General features: G+C 58.5%; 4 protein-coding genes. All 4 read left to right on the top strand.

All coding sequences use genetic code 11. The features are described 5' to 3' along the window. Positions 1–1,032 (top strand): sugar-binding transcriptional regulator (locus tag Uis1B_RS06700; protein ID WP_133124869.1); only part of this gene is annotated, 1,032 nt, incomplete at its 5' end. A gap of 422 nt (positions 1,033–1,454) precedes the next feature. Further along, positions 1,455–2,117, top strand: a complete 663-nt coding sequence (locus Uis1B_RS06695; protein ID WP_101616759.1) for an L-ribulose-5-phosphate 4-epimerase — start codon at positions 1,455–1,457, stop codon at positions 2,115–2,117. Positions 2,118–2,195: 78 nt separating this feature from the next. Then, complete coding sequence (locus Uis1B_RS06690; protein WP_101616756.1) at positions 2,196–3,563, top strand: MFS transporter; 1,368 nt, start codon at positions 2,196–2,198, stop codon at positions 3,561–3,563. A gap of 82 nt (positions 3,564–3,645) precedes the next feature. Next, positions 3,646–4,789: phosphoketolase family protein (locus tag Uis1B_RS06685; protein WP_479855850.1), on the top strand; the 1,144-nt coding region annotated here is incomplete at its 3' end.

Genomic DNA, 4,789 nt, shown 5'->3' with positions numbered 1-4,789 from the left:
ACAGCACGGCCAAAACCCGCGAAAACCAACGCATTCATACCAAACAGACAACCCGCCACTGATATACTTGCTCGAATGAAGAGCGCACAACTGAATCGTCTGTATTCCGTGGCGAAAATGTACTACGAGGATCACCTCAATCAGAATGAGATCGCCCGTAGGCTCGGTGTATCGCGCACTTCCATCTCCCGAATGCTTACCGACGCGCAAAAGCACGGCATTCTCACCATCACCGTCAATCCTCCGCTACTTCAGGAAACCGAAATCGCAGAAGAGATCAAAGCTTCATTCGGCATCGACCACGTAACGGTCGTACCTTCGATGGATTCCGAGCACGACACACTTAAGGCAGTGGGCCATGTAGCAGCGGCCAAACTCGTCGAAACCCTGCAACCGGGAATGTCGCTGTCAATGACATGGGGGCGAGTCATTGCGGAAATCGTCAACGAAATGCCGGACAACAATCTGGAGAACATTCACGTCACCACGATGGTCGGAGCCATTGGAGGCATGCAGCCGGAGCTCGACGGCCCCGATCTTGCCCGACGCATGGCCAAGGCACTGCATGGCACATACGAGTACATCAACGCGCCTGCGGTCGTGATCACCGGCGGCGTGAGGGACCAGCTCATCTCTACCGTGCAGATCCACGACGTCCTCGACAAAGCTGCCGCCTCCGACGCCATGGTCTACGGCGTGGGTACGCTCGACGATCCTCATTCCTCCCTCAATCAGGCCGGCTACATCTCCGAGCAGGAACAGCACTTGTACCAAGCGCAAGGAGGAGTGGGACACCTCAACGCACGCATCATCGATGCGGACGGCAACGAAGTAGAGGAGTTCAACAAACGAGTGGTTTCCATCCCGCTGGCCGCACTGGCCTCGGCTTCATGCTCCATGTGCGTGGCCGCAGGGGTGAGCAAGGCGCCAACATTGCGGGCGATTCTACGACGCCGGTTAACCAACTATCTGATCGTCGATTCCCGTTGTGCCGCGGCAGTACTTGCGGACACCTCATCACGCAAGCGCTGATCCGCGCGATTCCCCAATCGATTGCGGTGATCATAGGCCCTACTTCGTTACGTCTTCGTACCCGACGGACATCGCTACGCGCCCGACTCCCTGTCTTAAACAGGCGCGTAATTCTACGGCTCGCATAGCAACACACGACTGCATGTTTTTTCGTATAAAAATTTCCATTTAGTGCAACAATGCGTGATTTTTCAATCTTTCATACCTCCCCGTAAAGAAGGCTCACCATTCACTAAATGGGTTTTTTCACATTTTTAAATGGACAAATTCACATTATGGGGTTAGAGTGTGTTCTACATCCCACCGAAGGGAAGTACGGAGACAATGGCCGGCGCTCAATCGGCAGCAGCCCGTCATATCACTCATTCCGATCAACACCCACCGCCATATCAACCATCGGAGACAGAAGGAGAACCCTCCATATGCTAGAACGACTGAAAAAGACAGTTTGTGATGCCAACAAGGCGTTACCGGCCGCCGGACTGGTCGCCGGAACATCAGGAAATGCCTCACAACGAGACCCGGAAACCGGACTGATCGCCATTAAACCCTCCGGCGTCAGCTTTCAGGATCTCACCCCCGAAGACATCGTCATCGTGGACGAAAACGGCAATCTGGTCGAAGGAGATCTCAAGCCCTCGGTAGATACCGCAAGCCACTGTTACGTCTATCGCGCCAGAAAAGATGTGGGAGGCATCGTACATACCCACTCCCGATACGCTACCGTCTTCGCCATTCGGGGTGAAGACATCCCGGTGCTCACCACACTGGCAGCGGACCTGTACGGTAAGCCGATCCCTGTAACCGGATACGCCACCATCGGCGGAGAGGCCATCGGCGAGGAGATCGTCAGCCACATCGGTAACGGCAGCGCCGTACTGCTACGCAACCACGGTGTATTCACCATCGGACGAGATGCCGCACAGGCCGTACGCTCCGCAACATATGTGGAGGAAACCGCCGAAGTTTCATATCTGTCCATGGTGCTCGGCCCGGTTCAGCCGCTCGACTCCGCTGCCATCGACGAGGCACGCACCTGGTATCTCAAGGAATACGGGCAGAAGCCCGTAGGCTCCGGCGCCTAACACATCTCACGAGCTTCCGGGATCCTTCCCAAACAGTCCCAATCATCATTCATTTTTTCATCTACAACGGAGTAGAACATGAGTACCTCAATCCCGGTCACCCAACAAATCGACAACCATCCGCTCACCCGCAATCAGCGATCGCTAATCGGTCTCGCCATCGTCGGCAACATCTCGGAGTTCTTCGACATGTTCCTCATCGGCTTCGTCATCGAATTGCTGATGAAGGACCAATCCTGGCAGCTTACCGGATTCCAATCGGGCATCGTACTCGCCGGTGCCGGCGTAGGCACTGTCATCGGTTCGATTCTTTGGGGACGTCTGGCTGATCGATTCGGCCGCAAACACGCCTATGTTTGGTGCATCATCGTGCTGATCGTATTCACCGCAGCATCGCTGTTCACACCGAATGACGGTTGGCTATTCCTTACGGTCATGCGCATCGGCGTCGGCATCGGCGTCGGCGGTCTGAGCATCACCAGTATCCCGTTCGTGCAGGAATTCGTCCCCGCCAAGCAGCGCGGTCTGCTCTCCGGTCTCACCGCCGTGTTCATCCCGCTGGGCATCTTCCTCGGTGGTCTCGCCACCCGCACCCTCGGTGGCGCCATCGGATGGCGTGGACTTATGGCACTCGGCTGCATCCCAATCATTCTGGTCATCTGGGCACACTTCGTCCCAGAATCCCCCCGCTATCTCCAGTCCCAGGGCCGTACCGAAGAAGCGCGCAAGGCCTATGCCTGGGCCATGCAGATCCCGGTCGAAGAGGTCGGCGAACTGCCGATCGTCGAACACACCAAGAACGCCTCCTACTCGCTGATCCTGAAGAAGTACCCGAAGTCCTTGGCCATCGTAACCATCGGCTCCTTCTGCTTCATCGCCGGTTCGTTCACCGTGCAGTCGTGGGGCCAGGCAATCCTCGGACAATCGTTCAAGTTCGACACAGCCACCGTCTCCACCCTATTCATGGTCGTTTCACTCGGCGATCTGCTCGGACGTCTCGGCTCCGCTTGGATCTCCGACCGCATCGGCCGCCGCTGGACCATGTTCATCTGCGGTGTCGTCGGCGGCATCGGCTGCCTGATCGCCGCCTTCGCCGCCCACAACGCCGCCGGAGCTTCCTCCCTGCACTCCGCAGGCATGCTGTTCTACGTCGGCATCTTCATCGTCATGACCTTCGGCGACGGCGCGTTCGGCGTCCTCAACCCCTTCGGTGGCGAGCAGTTCCCGAATGAGGCACGTTCCACTGGCCTTGGCCTCGGCTACGGCATCGGCGCCACCGCAAAGATCTTCGGCCCGTTCGTGGTCGGCATGCTCATCGGCGGAGGCTCCCCCACCGCGGAAGTGGTGTTCATGCCGTTCTGCGTCTTCGCCGGGCTGCTGTTCCTCGGGGCGATCACCTACATGTTCGCCAAGGAAACCGCAAAGAAGGAGCTGGAGGAGATCTAGCCCCGACATCCATCCATCTCCTTTTCAACCAAACCGGGGTGCCGCATTACGGCACCCCACATCACAGAAAGAACACACCATCATGGCAAACCCCGTCATCGGCACCCCTTGGAAAAAGCTCAACGCTCCCGTTTCTGAGGAGGCTATCGAAGGCGTCAGCAAATACTGGCGAGTCGCCAACTACCTTTCCATCGGCCAGATCTACCTCCGCAGCAACCCGCTGATGAGGGAGCCCTTCACCCGTGAGGATGTGAAGCACCGCTTGGTCGGCCACTGGGGCACCACCCCGGGCGTGAACTTTCTCATCGGCCACATCAACCGTCTGATCGCCGACCACCAGCAGAATACGCTGATCGTCGTCGGCCCCGGTCACAGCGGCCCCGGAACCGTCGCCCAGTCATATCTCGACGGCACATACACGGAAACATATCCGGACATCACCCGCGACGAGGCCGGTCTGCAAAAGTTCTTCCGCCAGTTCTCCTACCCCGGCGGCATTCCCTCCCACTTCTCCCCGGAAACCCCTGGCTCCATCCATGAAGGAGGCGAGCTGGGCTATGCACTAAGCCATGCATTCGGCGCGGCGATGAACAATCCCAGTTTGTTTGTTCCGACGATCGTCGGTGACGGAGAAGCCGAAACCGGCCCGCTGGCAACATCGTGGCAGTCCAACAAGCTCGTCAACCCGCGCACCGATGGCATCGTGCTGCCGATCCTGCACCTCAACGGCTACAAGATCGCCAACCCGACGATCCTCTCCCGCATCAGCGACGAGGAGCTGCACGAGTTCTTCCACGGCATGGGCTACGAGCCGTACGAGTTCGTCGCCGGCTTCGACGACGAGGACCACCTGTCGATCCACCGCCGCTTCGCCGAGCTGTTCGAGACCGTCTTCGACGAGATCTGCGACATCAAGGCCACGGCCAACACCGACGACGTGCACCGTCCGTTCTACCCGATGATCATCTTCCGCACCCCGAAGGGCTGGACCTGCCCGAAGTTCATCGACGGCAAGAAGACCGAGGGCTCCTGGCGTTCCCACCAGGTGCCGCTGGCCTCCGCCCGCGACACCGAGGAGCACTTCAACGTGCTCAAGAAGTGGCTCTCCTCCTACAAGCCGGAGGAGCTGTTCGACGACAACGGCGCCATCCGTCCCGAGGTCACCAAGTTCATGCCGCAGGGCGAGCTGCGCATCGGCGAGAACCCCAATGCGAACGGCGGTCTGC

Source organism: Bifidobacterium margollesii (genome assembly GCF_002860355.1).
In the GTDB taxonomy this organism is placed as follows: domain Bacteria; phylum Actinomycetota; class Actinomycetes; order Actinomycetales; family Bifidobacteriaceae; genus Galliscardovia; species Galliscardovia margollesii.
This window is presented reverse-complemented; position numbering and strand designations above follow the sequence as displayed.